This is a genomic window from Azospirillum halopraeferens DSM 3675 (genome assembly GCF_000429625.1).
Classification (GTDB): domain Bacteria; phylum Pseudomonadota; class Alphaproteobacteria; order Azospirillales; family Azospirillaceae; genus Azospirillum; species Azospirillum halopraeferens.
This window is the reverse complement of sequence record NZ_KE386927.1, coordinates 579,451-594,172: the sequence shown is the minus strand read 5'-3', so window position 1 is coordinate 594,172 and position 14,722 is coordinate 579,451. Positions and strand designations below refer to the sequence as shown.

General features: G+C 71.9%; 15 protein-coding genes. 10 read left to right on the top strand and 5 right to left on the bottom strand.

Annotation, left to right across the window (positions count from 1 at the left end; genetic code table 11):
- Window positions 1-671, top strand: a 671-nt coding sequence (locus tag G472_RS0127410) for a methyl-accepting chemotaxis protein (protein WP_029010948.1), incomplete at its 5' end; no start/stop codon positions are given.
- 75 nt (window positions 672-746) lie between these two features.
- On the opposite strand, the gene G472_RS37675 is transcribed toward G472_RS0127410, so the two are convergent.
- On the bottom strand, window positions 747-1,304 hold the full coding sequence (locus G472_RS37675; RefSeq protein WP_051341392.1) for an FHA domain-containing protein: 558 nt from the start codon (window positions 1,302-1,304) through the stop codon (window positions 747-749).
- Between the two features lie 303 nt (window positions 1,305-1,607).
- On the opposite strand from G472_RS37675, the gene G472_RS0127400 reads away from it, so the two are divergent.
- From G472_RS0127400 to G472_RS0127360, 9 genes are all read left to right on the top strand, one after another.
- On the top strand, window positions 1,608-2,486 hold the full coding sequence (locus G472_RS0127400) for a LysR substrate-binding domain-containing protein (protein ID WP_029010947.1): 879 nt from the start codon (window positions 1,608-1,610) through the stop codon (window positions 2,484-2,486).
- An 81-nt stretch (window positions 2,487-2,567) separates the two neighbouring features.
- Window positions 2,568-3,527 carry an SH3 domain-containing protein gene (locus tag G472_RS0127395; protein ID WP_035693791.1) on the top strand — a complete coding sequence of 320 codons (960 nt, stop codon included), beginning with the start codon at window positions 2,568-2,570 and terminating at the stop codon, window positions 3,525-3,527.
- Between the two features lie 101 nt (window positions 3,528-3,628).
- Entirely contained in the window at window positions 3,629-5,224 is a 1,596-nt protein-coding gene (locus G472_RS0127390) for a DUF3369 domain-containing protein (RefSeq protein ID WP_029010945.1), read from the top strand.
- Window positions 5,225-5,416: 192 nt separating this feature from the next.
- Window positions 5,417-6,376 carry a prolyl aminopeptidase gene (gene pip / locus G472_RS0127385; protein WP_029010944.1) on the top strand — a complete coding sequence of 320 codons (960 nt, stop codon included), beginning with the start codon at window positions 5,417-5,419 and terminating at the stop codon, window positions 6,374-6,376.
- Between the two features lie 170 nt (window positions 6,377-6,546).
- Window positions 6,547-6,747, top strand: a complete 201-nt coding sequence (gene rpmI, locus G472_RS0127380; protein ID WP_029010943.1) for a 50S ribosomal protein L35 — start codon at window positions 6,547-6,549, stop codon at window positions 6,745-6,747.
- Window positions 6,748-6,766: 19 nt separating this feature from the next.
- Window positions 6,767-7,135, top strand: coding sequence for a 50S ribosomal protein L20 (gene rplT / locus G472_RS0127375; protein WP_029010942.1), 369 nt, complete (start codon window positions 6,767-6,769; stop codon window positions 7,133-7,135).
- A 117-nt stretch (window positions 7,136-7,252) separates the two neighbouring features.
- Complete coding sequence (gene pheS, locus G472_RS0127370) at window positions 7,253-8,323, top strand: phenylalanine--tRNA ligase subunit alpha (RefSeq protein ID WP_029010941.1); 1,071 nt, start codon at window positions 7,253-7,255, stop codon at window positions 8,321-8,323.
- Between the two features lie 28 nt (window positions 8,324-8,351).
- Window positions 8,352-10,760 (top strand): phenylalanine--tRNA ligase subunit beta, encoded by a 2,409-nt coding sequence (pheT, locus tag G472_RS0127365; protein ID WP_029010940.1) that lies wholly within the window; start codon window positions 8,352-8,354, stop codon window positions 10,758-10,760.
- A gap of 156 nt (window positions 10,761-10,916) precedes the next feature.
- Window positions 10,917-11,300, top strand: a complete 384-nt coding sequence (locus G472_RS0127360; protein WP_029010939.1) for a response regulator — start codon at window positions 10,917-10,919, stop codon at window positions 11,298-11,300.
- Window positions 11,301-11,341: 41 nt separating this feature from the next.
- On the opposite strand, the gene cysK is transcribed toward G472_RS0127360, so the two are convergent.
- From cysK to coaBC, 4 genes are all read right to left on the bottom strand, one after another.
- The gene (gene cysK / locus G472_RS0127355; RefSeq protein ID WP_029010938.1) at window positions 11,342-12,301 is read right to left on the bottom strand and encodes a cysteine synthase A; all 960 of its coding nucleotides are present in this window, start codon (window positions 12,299-12,301) and stop codon (window positions 11,342-11,344) included.
- A 75-nt stretch (window positions 12,302-12,376) separates the two neighbouring features.
- Entirely contained in the window at window positions 12,377-12,832 is a 456-nt protein-coding gene (locus tag G472_RS0127350; protein WP_029010937.1) for an RrF2 family transcriptional regulator, read from the bottom strand.
- Window positions 12,832-13,305: a dUTP diphosphatase gene (gene dut, locus G472_RS0127345; RefSeq protein WP_029010936.1), complete on the bottom strand. Its 474-nt coding sequence runs from the start codon at window positions 13,303-13,305 to the stop codon at window positions 12,832-12,834. The genes G472_RS0127350 and dut overlap by 1 nt, the downstream gene beginning before the upstream one ends.
- Window positions 13,302-14,555, bottom strand: coding sequence for a bifunctional phosphopantothenoylcysteine decarboxylase/phosphopantothenate--cysteine ligase CoaBC (coaBC, locus tag G472_RS0127340; RefSeq protein WP_245593596.1), 1,254 nt, complete (start codon window positions 14,553-14,555; stop codon window positions 13,302-13,304). Before coaBC ends, dut begins: the two co-directional genes overlap by 4 nt.
- Window positions 14,556-14,722: the final 167 nt, after the last annotated feature.

Below are 14,722 nucleotides of genomic sequence, written 5' to 3'. Positions count from 1 at the left end.
CCAACGTCCAGACCGTCGCCGCCGCGTCGGAGGAGCTGGGCAGCTCCATCACCGAGATCAGCCGCCGGGTCAGCGAGTCCGCCCGCATCTCCAGGGACGCGCAGGGTGCCGCGGAGCGCACCAACACCACCGTCGAGGGGCTGGCCACCGCGGCCCAGCGCATCGGCGACGTGGTCAGCCTGATCCAGAACATCGCCGGCCAGACCAACCTGCTGGCGCTGAACGCCACCATCGAGGCGGCGCGGGCCGGCGAAGCGGGCAAGGGCTTCGCCGTGGTGGCCAGCGAGGTCAAGGCGCTGGCCAACCAGACCGCCAGGGCCACCGAGGACATCGCCGCCCAGATCGCCGAGATCCAGGCGCAGACCGGCGGTGCGGTGACGGCGATCCGCGACATCGGCAAGACCATCAGCGACGTCAACGAGATCGCCGGCACGATCGCGGCAGCGGTGGAGGAGCAGGCGGCGGCGACGCAGGAGATCGGTCGCAACGTCCAGCAGGCGGCCTGCGGCACGCAGGAGGTGTCGGACAACATCACCGGTGTCAGCACCGCCGCCCGCGAGGCCGGCACCGCCGCCGCCGAGGTGCTGTCCGCCGCCAACCGCCTGTCTCAGGAGGCCGGCACGTTGCGCACCGAGGTGGACGGCTTCATCGCCCGCGTGCGGGCGGCCTGAGGAAGAGCCCCGAAAAGATCCATAGAGTTCGCCGGTGTGCCCGGGCCGGATACGGCCCGATCCGGGCACACCGGCTCAGCCGCGCAACCGGGCCAGTTGGCCGTCCAGCGCCGCCACCTCCTCGCCGCGGCCGGAGCGGATCGCCAGTGCGGTGCGCAGGCCGGCCAGCGCGGCGACGAAGGTGTCCCGCCGCTCCAGCGTGCGGCGGTAGGCCTGCTCCGCCTGGTCGGGGCTGCTGGCCACCAGTTCGAAGCCTTCGCAGGTGAACTCCATCTCGCTGGTGCCGATGCGGATGCGGTCGCCGAAGGCCAGTTCCCCTTCCGCCACCGGGCGTCCGTTCAGCAGGGTGCCGTTGCGGCTCTCCCGGTCGACCAGACGGAAGGCGCGGCCATCGAAGACGACCGCGGCGTGTTCGCGCGACACGTTGGGGTCCGGCAAGCCGATACCGGCCGCTTCGCCGCGGCCGAGCGTGGTTTCGCCGAATTCGAGGAAGATGCGGCGGCCCAGCAACGGCCCGCCGACCACCTTCAGGAACGGCCGGCCGTCGAACAGGCCGCCTGCGGCGGCGGCCGCGGCGGTGCGCAGCGCGGCGTTCGGCGCGGTCAGGGTAGCGTCGGGATCGTCGCGGGTCATGGCGCGGCCTCCTGCGGTCGGTGGCGGTGACGGTGTGAGTCTAACCGCTCGCGGGCGCCGGCTCCACGATTGTATGAGCGCCTCGGGATCCTCCGCCTGCCGCGCCGCCGTCACCACCACCCGCGCCATCGCCGCGAACACCATCGCCCCGCCTCCGCTCCCGGGCCCCCGAGAGGGACCGCTGCGAAGATTCCGGGCCAAATGGCCGGGGAACGAAAACGAATTGGCCTTATGGCACCATAACCGGGCGTGATGGGCGGGCCGCCCTTGCCGGCCGGGGTGCCGCTCTGCTTCAATGGCCCCATGGCCGCCAACCTCGACACCGACCTGCTGCGCGCCTTCGTGGCGGTCGCCGACGCGCGCAGCTTCACCCGCGCGGCGCAGACGCTGCTGCGCACCCAGGCCGCCGTCAGCCAGCAGGTGAAGCGGCTGGAGGACGCGGTGGGGGCCCGCGTGTTCGAGCGCGACCCCCGCGGCGTGCACCTGACGCCGGACGGCGAACGGCTGCTGGCCTACGCGCGCCGCCTGCTGACCCTGAACGACGAGGCGCTGGCCGCCGTCGGCCGGCGGGCGGGGAGCCGCCCGGTGCGCATCGGCGCGCCCGACGACTACGCCACCCTGCTGTTGCCGCCGCTGCTGGCCCGCCTGGTCGCCGCCCATCCCGAGGTGCCGGTGGAGGTGGTGTGCGACGACAGCGCCGACCTGACCCCGGCGGTGGAGCGCGGCGCGGTGGATCTGGCCCTGGTCACCCGGATGCCGGGGACCGCCGGGGGAACGGCGCTGCGGCGCGAGCCGCTGGTGTGGGCCGCCCCGCCCGCCGCCGCGGCCGAACGGGACGATCCGCTGCCGCTGGCGGTGTTCCCTCCCGGCTGCGTCTGCCGCGCCCTGTCGACGGACGCGCTGGACCGCGCCGGCCGGCGCTGGCGCGTCGCCTTCGCCAGCGGCAGCATCCTGGCCATCCACGGCGCCGTGACGGGCGGTCTGGCGGTCACGGCGCTGGAAGCCTGCACCGTGCCGCCGGACCTGCGTGTGGTCGGCCCCGCCGAGGGTCTGCCGGCCCTGCCGGAGGTGGAGATCGCCCTGCTGCACGGCTCCGCCCGCCCCGCCCCGCCGGTGCGCTGCCTGGAGGACGCCATCATCGCCGCGCTGGGCCGGCCGGCGCCGCAAAGCGCTGCCTCCTGACGCGGTCTCCCGGACTCCGGTTGCCCCGGCCGGCACCGGCGCGGCACAATGGCGCCCCCGGCACGACCTTCCCCGCACCCCATGGCACGCCATCCCATCATTGCCGCGCTGATTCTCCTGGCCGCCACCCTCGCCGTGGCCGGTCCCGCGCCGGCACGGGCGCAGAGCCCGGTCGCCGTCGGCGCCCCGCTGCTGGGCGAGGTGGTGCTGAACCGCGACGTCGAGGTGCGCATCGCCCCCGACCAGAACGCCCGCATCGTGCAGACGCTCAAGCGCGGCCGGGCGCTGAACGCCCTGGGCACGCCGCGCGGCACCACCTGGACGCAGGTGGCCATCGGCGGCAGCCCCATCGGCTATGTGCCCATGGACTCCCTGGACCCCGTCCACGTCCCGCGTCCCTACACCGGTCCCGCACCGGCCGGCGGCGGCAGCGGCGCGGCGGCGGGGACGGCGGACACCGCCGGCGGCGGCCCCGCCGCGGCGCTGGTGCCGCGCAACGCGTGGGACAACGCGGTGCCGCGCGGGGCCGACTGGGCCGGATACGGGGTCAGCGGGCTTCAGGGCTACGTCGTCGCCACCCGCGCCATCGGCGTCACCGAACTGCTGGAGAACCGCAAGCGCCAGTCCTTCACCCTGCGCAAGGGCGAGGTCGTCGGGCTGCTGGACGTGACCAACGGCCGACTGACCCTGTCGATGCCGGGGCGCGGCAAGGTGGTGGCGGGGATGGCCGGCTTCACCGGCGTCGCCGGCGCCTACCCCATGCCGGGCGTGCCGCCGCTGGGCACCGGCCCGCACTACGTCGCCAAGCTGGGGGAGTTCGTCAGCTACGGCGAGGGCCTGCGCGCCTGGCAGGAGTTCATCGACGGTCCGGGCATGGAATGGCGCAGCGTGCCGCCCATGGTGTGGCCGGTGTTCCGCGGCGGCGGCGCGGTCTACGAGATGGGGATCGGCCCCTTCTCCGCCGCCCAGATCGACGGCGCCTGCGGGTCGCTGGCGCGGCGCGGCCGCGATTGCGTGATCGCCGAGCTGGCGGTGTTCTGACGCCGGTGTTCGGACGTAGACGAGCTTTCCCGCCGACTTCCGCCGGATCGCGTGATAAGGTCGGCGGCGATCGCGGCATCCGGATTTGAGAGTCCATTCCCATGAGCGACGCGGACGACGACCTTCTGTTCCTCGACGAGCACGACGGGCACGGTGAGCGGCCGCCGTCGGCGGTGTCGCCGCGCTGGAAGATGCTGATCGTCGACGACGAGCCGGAGGTGCACTCGATCACCAAGCTCGTGCTCGCCGACTTCTCCTACAAGGGACGGCCGGCGCAGTTCCTGTCCGCCTATTCGGCCGCCGAGGCGCGCGACGTGCTGGCGCGGGAAAGCGACATCGCCATCATCCTGCTGGACGTGGTGATGGAGACCGACGACGCCGGGCTGAAGTTGGTGCACCACATCCGCGAGGTGCTGAAGAACCGCCACGTGCGCATCATCCTGCGCACCGGCCAGCCCGGTCAGGCGCCGGAGCGGGCGGTGATCCTCGATTACGACATCAACGATTACAAGGCCAAGACGCAGCTCACGGCACAGCAGCTCTTCACCACCACGGTGGCGGCGCTGCGCAGCTATGAGGACATCATGGCCATCGAGACGAACCGGCGCGGTCTGGAGAAGATCATCGAGGCGTCGTCGTCCCTGTTCAAGGCGCGCTCGATGAAGCTGTTCGCGGCGGGCGTGCTGACCCAGCTCTCCGCCATCCTGGGCGTCGGCCCCGACGCCATCCTGTGCGTGCAGCGCGGCCCGGTGCTGGGCGGCACGCGGGACGGGCTGTACGTGCTGGCCGGGTCGGGCCGTTTCGAATCCCTGATCAACGAGCCGGCGGGGGAGCACATCGACCCGGACGTGCTGGCCGCCATCCTGCGCTGCCTGGAGGCCCGCCGGCACTTCTACGAACCGGACCACTGCACCCTCTACATCCGCTCCCCCAACGACCGGGAGAACGTGGTCTACCTGCGCTCCGACCGCCCGCTGTCGGAGCTGGACCGCAGCCTGATCGAGCTGTTCTGCGCCAAGATCTCGGTGGGGTTCGACAATCTGTACCTGCACGACCAGCTCCGCCGCGCCCAGGAGGGAACGCTGGTGCTGCTGGCCGACCTGGCGGAGGGGCGGACCGCCGTGCCGGCCCCGGCCGACGCGGGCCGGCCGGAAGCGACGCTGCGCATCGCCGCGGTGGCCGAGCGCATCGCCCACCGCCTGGCCGACGCCGGAACCGCGGCGGGGCCGGTGGACGAGCCGTTCCTGGAAGGCATCGGGCTGGCCTGCATCCTCCACGACGTGGGCAACGCCTCCCTCGACCCGGCCCTTCGCGGCAAGGACGGCCCGCTGGACGCGGCAGAGCGCGCGGCCATGCAGGCCCACGCCGCCGCCGGTGCCGCCCTGCTGGAGCATGCGGCACGGCGCGGTGAGGGGCGCACCCACCTGCATCTGGCCGTCGACGTCGCCCGCCACCATCACGAGGCGTGGGACGGCAGCGGCTACCCCGACGGGCTGAAGGGCACCGCCATCCCGCTGGCCGCCCGGATCGCCGCGGTGGCCGACGGCTACGACGCCATGACCTCCCCGCGCCCCCACCGGCCCGCCCTCGGCCACGCCGCGGCGGTGGCGGAGATCCGGCGCCTGTCGGGCGTGCGCTACGATCCGCGGGTGGTCGACGCCTTCCTGGCCGTAGCGGACGAACTGGCGGCGCTCTGATACCGGCGGCACCTGAAGGGTGCCGCCGGTATCACCCTCTCGACCAATGCCAAGGCATTGATCTGCCGGGTTTCACGGCCGGAAAATGATGGAAGTGATCATTTTCCGGCCGTATGACGCCCCGCCACCGGCGAGGCTTGGCGGGGACGGCCGGAGCCCCGTACACTGGCCGCCCACCACAGGACCCGCCGCATGCCGCGCACCGAGCTTTTCCCGCCCATCGAACCGTTCGAGACCGGCCGCCTCGCGGTCGACGACCTCCACACCCTTTACTGGGAGCAGTGCGGCAACCCGAACGGCGTGCCGGTGGTGTTCCTGCACGGCGGCCCCGGCGCCGGCGCCTCGCCGACGCACCGCCGCTTCTTCGACCCGCGCTACTACCGCATCGTGGTGTTCGACCAGCGCGGCGCCGGGCGCTCCACGCCGCCGGGCGAGGTGCGGCGCAACACCACCGAGCTGCTGGTGGAGGACATCGAGACCCTGCGCCGCCACCTGCGCATCGACCGCTGGCACCTGTTCGGCGGCTCCTGGGGCTCTACCCTGGCGCTGGCCTACGCCCAGACCCATCCCGAGCGCTGCCGCGGCCTGATCCTGCGCGGCATCTTCCTGATGCGCCGCGCCGAGATCGACTGGTTCCTCTACCACATGCGCATGATCTTCCCGGAAGCCTGGTCGTCCTTCGCCGGCCATATTCCGGAGGCCGAGCGGGGCGACCTGCTGGAAGCCTACTGGCGCCGGCTGGATTCCCCCGACCGCACCGTGCGCCTGGCCGCGGCGCGGGCGTGGAGCATGTACGAGGGCGCCTGCTCGTCCCTGCTGCCGTCGCCCGACCTGATCGCCGCGTCGGGGGAGGACAACCACGCCCTGGGCCTGGCGCGCATCGAGGCGCACTATTTCCGCGCCAACCGCTTCACGCCGGAGGACCGGCTGCTGCGGAACGTGCACCGCATCCGCCATCTGCCGGCGGTGATCGTGCAGGGCCGCTACGACGTGGTGTGCCCCATCGTGTCGGCCGACGAGCTGCGCCGCGTCTGGCCGGAGGCCGACTACCGCATCATTCCCGACGCCGGCCACTCCGCCATGGAGCCCGGCATCCGCGCCGCCCTGATCCAGGCGACGGAGCGCTTCCGGGATCTGCGGCAGGGGGCGTAGCGCGAAACGCGCCGCACCGCGGCACGACGCATGGCGGACGGGCCAACGGGCCGCTTGCCTTGGCCGGGGGGCGCGCGTATAAACCCACGCTTCGACGGGCGGCGAGGCCGGGCCGGAGCGCCCGGGGCATGCCCAACCGCCCCGTTACGACCCCTGAGCAGAGGATGAAAATGCCCAAGCTTAAGACCAAGAGCGGCGCCAAGAAGCGCTTCAAGGTGACCGGAACCGGCAAGGTGCGCGCCCAGGCCGCCTTCAAGCGTCACTGCCTGCAGCACAAGACCTCCAAGATGAAGCGCAATGCGCGCGGCATGATGACGCTGGCGGAGCCGGATGCCCGCATCGTGCTGAAGAACTGGCTGCGCAACGCCTGATCCCGGGGAGGACTGAACCATGGCTCGTGTCAAGCGCGGCGTCACCACGCACGCCCGTCACCGCAAGATCCTGAAGCTGGCCAAGGGCTACCGCGGCCGCAACTCGACCTGCTTCCGCATCGCCATCGAGAAGGTCGAGAAGGCGCTTCGCTACGCCTACCGCGACCGCCGCAACAAGAAGCGCGATTTCCGCGGCCTGTGGATCCAGCGCATCAACGCCGGCGTGCGCCAGCACGGCCTGACCTACTCGCGCTTCATCAACGGCATCAAGCTGGCCGGCATCGAGATGGACCGCAAGGTGCTGGCCGACCTGGCCGCGCGGGAGCCGGACTCCTTCAAGGCGCTGGTCGACCGCGCCCGGGACGCTCTCAGCGCGAAGGCCGCCTGATCCGCACCTCGTGCGCGGGTCCGAACGCCTGACATCCGAAGGGAGCCGGTCCGCGGGGATCGGCTCCCTTTTTTTCGCGTCGGGCCGACTACGATTGCGTCGCTGGAGTCAAGTACCATGCCGGATGCACTGAAGACCGAACTGCTGACCCTGGTGAGCGAGGCGCCCGACCTGGCCGCACTCGAGGAGGTCCGCGTCGCCGCCCTGGGCAAGAAGGGCCGCATCACCGGCCTTATGAAGGAGCTGGGCGGCCTCTCCCCCGAGGAGCGGCGCGAGCGCGGGGCCGCGCTGAACGCGCTGAAGGACGAGATCGCGGCGGCCATCGACGCCCGCAAGACCGAACTGCACGCCGCCCACCTCGCCGCCCGGCTGGAGGCGGAGCGCGTCGACGTCACCCTGCCCGTCCGCCCCGAGCCGCGGGGCCGCATCCACCCCATCAGCCAGACCGTGGACGAGCTGGTCGCCATCTTCGCCGAGATGGGGTTCGCGGTGGCCGAGGGGCCGGACGTGGAAGACGACTTCCACAACTTCACCGCCCTCAACTTCCCGCCCGGCCATCCCGCGCGGGACATGCACGACACCTTCTATCTGCCCGACACCGCCGACGGGCGGCGCATGCTGCTGCGCACCCACACCAGCCCGGTGCAGGTCCGCACCATGATGAGCGTCAAGCCGCCCATCCGCATCATCGCGCCGGGGCGCACCTACCGCTCCGACTACGACATGACCCACACGCCCATGTTCCACCAGGTGGAAGGGCTGGTCATCGACGAAGCCACGCACATGGGCCACCTGAAGGGCTGCCTGATCGATTTCTGCCGCGCCTTCTTCGACGTGGACGACCTGCCGCTGCGCTTCCGCCCCAGCTTCTTCCCCTTCACCGAGCCGTCGGCGGAGGTGGACATCGGCTGTTCGCGCAAGGGGGGCGAGCTGAAGCTCGGCAACTACGGCGACTGGCTGGAGATCCTGGGCTGCGGCATGGTCCATCCCAACGTGCTGGAGGCCTGCGGCATCGACAGCACCCGCTACCAGGGTTTCGCCTTCGGCATGGGGATCGAGCGCATCGCCATGCTGAAGTACGGCATCCCGGACCTGCGCACCTTCTTCGAGGCGGACCTGCGCTGGCTGAAGCACTACGGCTTCGTGCCTCTCGACATCCCCTCGCCCGCCCACGGCCTGACCCGCTGACGCCCGACCCGCTGAAGGACCCGGCCCCATGAAGTTCACGCTGTCCTGGCTGAAGGACCATCTGGAAACCGACGCCTCGCTGGACGAGATCACGCAGCGCCTGACCATGCTCGGCCTGGAGGTCGAGGGGGTGGAGGACCGGGCGAAGGAACTGGCCGCCTTCGTGGTCGGCCACGTGGTCACCGCCGACAAGCACCCCGACGCCGACAAGCTGCGGGTGCTGACCGTCGACACCGGCAGCGAACGGTTGCAGGTCGTGTGCGGCGCCCCCAACGCGCGCGCCGGCATGAAGGGCGTGTTCGCCCCCATCGGCACCCACATTCCCGGTTCCGACATCACGCTGAAGAAGGGCGTGATCCGCGGTGTCGAATCCAACGGCATGATGTGCTCGGAACGCGAGCTGAAGCTGTCGGAGGAGCACAACGGCATCATCGAGCTGCCGGACGACGCCCCCGTCGGCACGCCCTTCGCCGCCTACGCCGGATTGGGCGATCCCGTCATCGACGTGGCGCTCACCCCCGACCGCGCCGACTGCGCCGGCGTGCGCGGCATCGCCCGCGACCTGGCCGCCGCCGGGCTCGGCCGGCTGAAGCCGCTGGAGGACGGGCTGCTCGACGCCACGCCCGTCGCCGGCACCTTCCCCTGCCCGCTCTCCGTCACCATCGAGGAGCCGGACGGCTGCCCGCTGTTCGTCGGCCGCCTGATCCGTGGCGTGCGCAACGGCCCCTCGCCCAAGTGGCTGCAGGACAAGCTGGCGGCCATCGGCCTGCGGCCCATCTCGGCGCTGGTGGACATCACCAACTACATGACCTTCGACGCGGCGCGGCCGCTGCACGTCTTCGACGCCGCCAGGGTGCGCGGCGGCATCATCGTGCGGGCAGGCCGCGACGGCGAAACGTTCCGGGCGCTCAACGACAAGGATTACGCCGTCGACCCCGCGATGATCGTCATCGCCGACCACGAGGGCCCGCTGGGCCTGGGCGGCATCATCGGCGGCGAGTCCACCGGCTGCACCGAGGCCACCACGGACGTCTTCGTGGAAGCGGCGCTGTTCGACCCCGTGCGCATCGCCGCCACCGGCCGCCGCCTGGGCATCGACTCCGACGCCCGCTACCGCTTCGAGCGCGGCGTCGACCCCGCGGCCGTCATGCAGGGCATGGAGCGCGCCACCCGCCTGATCCTGGCCCTGTGCGGCGGCGAGCCGTCGGAACCGGTCATCGCGGGGGCGGAACCGGACTGGCGTCGCGCCGTCCGCTTCCGTCCGTCGCGGGTGAAGCACCTGGGCGGCGTCGACCTGCCCCTGGACGCCCAGACCCACATCCTGGCGGCGCTGGGCTGCGGCCTGCGCGAGGCGGAGGACGGGACGCTGTCGGTGTCCATCCCCTCGTGGCGGCAGGACATCCACGGCGAGGCGGACCTGGTGGAGGAGGTGCTGCGCGTCCACGGCTTCGACGCCATCCCCGCCACGCCGCTGGAGCGGGAAGGCGTGGTGGCGAAGCCGGCCCTGACGCCGGCGCAGCGCCGCGTCGTCATGGCCCGGCGCACCCTGGCGGCCCGCGGCCTGCACGAGGCGGTGACCTGGTCGTTCCTGTCCTCCGCCGTGGCCGAACGCTTCGGCGGCGTCGATCCGGGGCTGCGCCTGCTCAACCCGATCAGCGCCGACCTGGACGTCATGCGGCCCTCCATCCTGCCCAATCTGGTGCAGGCAGCCGGGCGCAACGCCGACCGCGGCATCGCCGACGCCGCCCTGTTCGAGGTGGGGCCGGCCTACCGCGACCCGACGCCGCAGGGGCAGGACCTGGTGGCCGCCGGCGTGCGTTGCGGCAACGCCGTGCCGCGCCACTGGTCGGAGACCGCCCGCCCGGTCGACGTCTACGACGCCAAGGCCGACGCCCTGGCGGTGCTGGAGGCGGCCGGCGCGCCGACCGCCAATCTGGTGATCGGCGCCGACGCGCCCGCCTGGTACCACCCCGGCCGCTCCGGCACGCTGCGCCTCGGCCCGGCGGTGCTGGCCCGCTTCGGCGAACTGCACCCCGGCGTGTTGGAGGCTCTGGGCGTGCGCGGGCCGGTGGCCGGCTTCGAGGTGTTCCTCGACGCCGTGCCGTCGGCCAGGAAGAAGGGCGGCACCGCCAAGCCGCTGCTGCAGCTCTCCGCCTTCCAGCCGGTGGAGCGCGATTTCGCCTTCCTGGTCGACGCCGGGGTCGATGCCGACCGCATCGCCCGGGCCGCCCGGGGTGCCGACAAGGCGCTGATCCGCGACGTCGGCGTCTTCGACGTCTACCAGGGGCCGGGCGTCGAGGAGGGCCGCAAGTCGGTGGCCATCTCCGTCACCCTTCAGCCGGTCGATCGCACCTTGACCGACAAGGACATCGAGGAGATCGGGCGCCGGATCGTCGCCGCGGTCACCAAGGCCACCGGCGGAACGTTGCGCGCCTGACCCCGGCGGGGATGCCCGGAGGGCATCCCCCTTCGGGTACCACAACCCAAAAATGCGTTTCCTATCATATGATCTTTGGACGGGTTGAGCCCGCCGCAGCCCATCGGCTAAAGCGAATCGGGCAGCACCTGATCCGTGCGGATATGGGAGACCTCAATGGGCAACGCGGCGGCCGGGCGTCTCATCGTCGTCGTCGATGATGATCCGTCCATTGTCGAGGGCCTGGGAATGATCCTGGAAACCTGGGGCTACGACGTGCTCACCGCCCAGTCGGCGGAAGAACTGTCGGGGAGCCTCGGCACCCTGACGGAGCCTCCGGCCCTGGTGCTGGCCGACCATTTCCTGCCCGGCGGCCACACCGGCGCCGATGTGGTGGCCATGGTCCGCCGGCACTGCAACGCCACGGTGCCGGCCATCGTGCTGACCGGCGACACCACCCCGGAGCGCCGGGCCGAGGCCGACGCCGCCGGCTGCCGGCTGCTGCACAAGCCGGTGCTGCCCAACGCCCTGAAGGCGGCGGTGGAGGACCTGATTGCGTAACGGTCTCCCCCGGCCGGGACCGGCCGGGGGAGACGGCCGGTTTACTCCAGCCCCTCGAACAGGGCGGTGGACAGGTAGCGCTCGGCGAAGGACGGGATGATCGCCACGATCAGCTTGCCGGCGTTCTCCGGCCGCCCGCCCACCTCCAGCGCGGCGGCCAGGGCGGCCCCGGAGGAGATGCCGACCGGCAGACCCTCCAGCCGGGCCACCTTGCGGGCGGTCTCGAAGGCCCGCTGGTTGGAGATGCGCACCACTTCGTCGATCAGGCCGGTTTCCAGGATGTCGGGGACGAACCCGGCGCCGATGCCCTGGATTTTGTGGGGGCCGGGCATGCCGCCCGACAGGACGGGGCTGTCCTCCGGCTCCACCGCGATGGCCCGGAAGCCGGGCTTGCGCGCCTTCAGCACGCCGGCGACGCCGGTCAGGGTGCCGCCGGTGCCGACGCCGGAGATCAGGATGTCGACCTTGCCGTCGGTGTCGCGCCAGATCTCCTCGGCGGTGGTGCGGCGGTGGACCTCGGGGTTGGCGGCGTTCTTGAACTGCTGCGGCATGAACGCGTCGGGCAGGCTGGCCAGCAGCTCCTCCGCCTTGCGGATGGCGCCCTTCATGCCCTCGGCCGCCGGCGTCAGCTCCAGCTCCGCCCCCAGCAGCTTCAGCATCTTGCGCCGCTCGATCGACATGCTCTCCGGCATGGTCAGGATCAGGCGGTAGCCCCTGGCGGCGGCGGCGAAGGCCAGCGCGATGCCGGTGTTGCCCGAGGTCGGCTCCACCAGCGTGGTCTTGCCCGGCGTGATGCGCCCCTCGCGTTCGGCCGCCTCGATCATGGCGGCACCGATGCGGTCCTTGACGCTGGCCAGCGGGTTGAAGAACTCCAGCTTGCCGACGACCTCGGCCGTGACGCCGGCATCCTCGGCCAGGCGGCGGACGCGCACCAGCGGCGTGGCGCCGATGGTGTCGAGGATGCTGTCGTAGATCTTGCCGCGGAACTCGGGACCGGCCATGATTTCACCCTCCCAATCAGTGCAAATTCTGCATTTCACAAACCGGTAGTGAAGATACTCCCCCGGCGCCCGATTTCAAATGCTGAAATCGATGCGGTCCTCGGTTTCGCTCTCCACACCGGCGGTGCGGGCGCGCATGCACAGGTCCTCGATGGTCACGGAGTCGAGCCGCTGCATGCAGTCGTCGTACAGCTCCGCCCACAGGGGCCGCACCACCTTATGACCGAGGATGGAGCCGGCGGGTTCCTCGATGGGGTCTGTTGCCGTCTCCATGGCGCGGACGACGCGCACGATCTCGCCCACGGTGATGCGCCGGCGTTCGCGCGCCAGCCGGTAGCCGCCGCGGGGCCCGCGCACCCCGGCCAGGACGCCTTCGCGCACGAGCTGCTGAAGCACCTGCTCCAGATAGCGTTTGGGGATGCCCTGGCGGCGGGTGATCTCGCCCGACTGCACCGGCTCGGTGCCGGCGTTGTAGGCGATGTCGAGCACCGCCTCGATGGCGAACATCAGCTTCTTGGAGATTCGCAGCATCAATCGGCCTTCTGGCTGAAATGTCCGGTGGAGCCGAAACCGCCGGCGCCCCGCGCGCTGTCGGGCAGGACGGCCGTCTCGCTCCAGACGACCCGGAACGCGGGAGCGACCACGAGCTGGGCGATGCGCTGGCCGCGCTCCACCGCGAAGGGCCGGTCGCCGTGGTTGATCAGGATGACCCCCACCTCGCCGCGGTAGTCGGCGTCGATGGTGCCGGGGCTGTTCAGCACGGTGACGCCGTGCTTCAGCGCCAGGCCGGAGCGCGGGCGCACCTGCGCCTCCCAGCCCTCGGGCAGGGCCAGAGCGATGCCCGTCGGCACCAGCGCCCGGCCGCCCGGCGGCAGTTCCAGCGGAGCCTCGACGGCCGCCAGCAGATCGAGGCCGGCGGCGTGCGGGGTGGCATGGGCGGGCAGAGCCAGCCCCTCCCCGTGCGGCAGGCGCCGGACGGGAACGGTAACGGTGTGGGTGGTCACGGGCCCGCTCTCTCCAGATGAACGGCGATGGCGTCGGCCAGGCGGGCCGCCACCGCCTCCTTGCCCATGGTGGGCCAGTGTTCCACCGTGCCGCCGCGGATGAGGTGCACGGTGTTGTCGCGTCCGCCGAAGGTGCCGGCGGCGGGCGACACGTCGTTGGCGACGATCCAGTCGCAGCCCTTGCGCACCCGCTTGGCCACGGCGTACTCCACGATGTTCTGCGTCTCCGCCGCGAAGCCGACGACCAGGCGCGGCCGGCGGCCGGCCTCGGCCGCCGCCAGGGTGGCGAGGATGTCGGGGTTCTCCGTCAGCTCCAGCACCGGCGGGCCGCCGGCGTCCTTCTTCAGCTTCTGGCCGGCGGTGCCCTTGACGCGCCAGTCCGCCACCGCGGCGGCGCACACCGCCACGTCGGCCGGCAGGGCGGCCAGGCAGGCGTCCAGCATCTGGCGCGCCGTTTCGATCCGCATCACGGTGCAGCCCGGCGGGTCCGGCTCGCGGGTCGGCCCGGCGACCAGCGTCACCCGGGCGCCCAGCCGGGCCAGGGCCGCGGCGATGGCGTGCCCCTGCTTGCCCGACGACCGGTTGGCGATATAGCGCACGGGGTCGATGGGTTCGTGGGTCGGTCCGGAGGTGACCAGCGCGTGCCGGCCGGCCAGCGGCCGCCCGCCGGCAGCGCCACTGAAATGCCCGACGATGGCGTCGAGGATCTCCATGGGTTCGGCCATGCGGCCGGGCCCGTGCTCGTGGCAGGCCATGGGCCCGTCGTTGGGGCCGACGGTGCGCACGCCGCGCTGGCACAGCAGCGCCACGTTGGCCTGCGTTGCCGGGTGCTGCCACATGCGCACGTTCATCGCCGGGGCCACCAGCACCGGCTTGTCGGTGGCCAGCAGCAGCGTCGTGGCCAGGTCGTTGGCCAGCCCGGCCGCCATGCGCGCCAGCAGGTCGGCGGTGGCGGGGGCGACCACTACCAGGTCGGCCTCGCGCGACAGGCGGATGTGCCCCATCTCCGATTCGTCGGTCAGCGACCACAGGTCCTGATAGACCCGGTCCTCGGTCAGGGCCTGCACGGACAGGGGCGTGACGAACTGCGCCCCGCCTTCGGTGAGCACGGCGCGCACCGCAGCACCGCGTTCGCGCAGGCGGCGGATCAGGTCCAGGCATTTGTAGGCCGCGATGCCGCCTGCGATCACCAGGAGGATGCGCCGGCCGTCCAGCGGCGACGGGGCCGCGGGAACCAGGGGATCGCTCACGACGGACCTCGTGCCGGTTCTACGGATCGGTTTGTGGAATTCAGATATTCCATCACGGCGATTTGGACAAGCGCCGATCGCAGGCCCGCCGCTTCCCGGGTGAACATTCCGCAGTGCAGGGTCGCGTTTGTGAAACGTGCGCATCACGCCGGGGATGAGCAATCATT